1 protein-coding gene is annotated in these 571 nt (G+C 75.0%); it reads right to left on the reverse strand.

The window, feature by feature from the left end; genetic code table 11:
- Positions 1-92 precede the first annotated feature (92 nt).
- The coding region (locus tag G3I78_RS47125) for an isopenicillin N synthase family oxygenase (RefSeq protein ID WP_164436763.1) at positions 93-571 on the reverse strand (479 nt) is incomplete at its 5' end.

A 571-nucleotide genomic window follows, 5' to 3' on the forward strand; every position in this document is an offset into this window, starting at 1 on the left:
CCGCCGCCGCAGGACACGAAGCACTCCAGCCCGGTCCGGCCGGGGCCGGAGCCGGGGGCGGGAGCCGGGTGCGCGGCCCGGGGACAGGCCGGCTACGCCTCGATGAGTTCCGGGTGCCAGCGGCGGGCCACCGCCGGGTGGGGCCGGGTCCAGCCCTTGAGCTCGTTGCGGCCGTACTCCGCGTGCAGCGGGTTCGTCGCGTCGTGCGCGACGCCCGGCGCCGACCGCAGGTACTCGCCCGGCACCGTCTCGATCACGGCGTCCAGCCGCGGGTTGTAGAAGAACGGCACCGAGTACCGCTCCACCGCCCCGGGCGTGCTGACCACCCGGTGGTCCGTGGCCACCAGGTACCCCTCCGTCGCGATCTCCAGCAGCTCGCCGAGGTTGACCACGAACGCCCCGGGCAGCGGCGGGATGTCCAGGAACCCGTCCCCCTGCCGTACCTGCAGCCCGCCCACGCCGTCCTGCAGCAGCAGCGTCAGGAACCCGTAGTCCTTGTGCGCCCCGACCCCCTGGCCGGCCCCGGACGGGGCGGATCCCGGGTAGCGGATCAGCTTCGTGTGCAGGTGCG

It is taken from the genome of Streptomyces sp. SID13726, from assembly GCF_010548375.1.
Classification (GTDB): Bacteria; Actinomycetota; Actinomycetes; order Streptomycetales; family Streptomycetaceae; genus Streptomyces.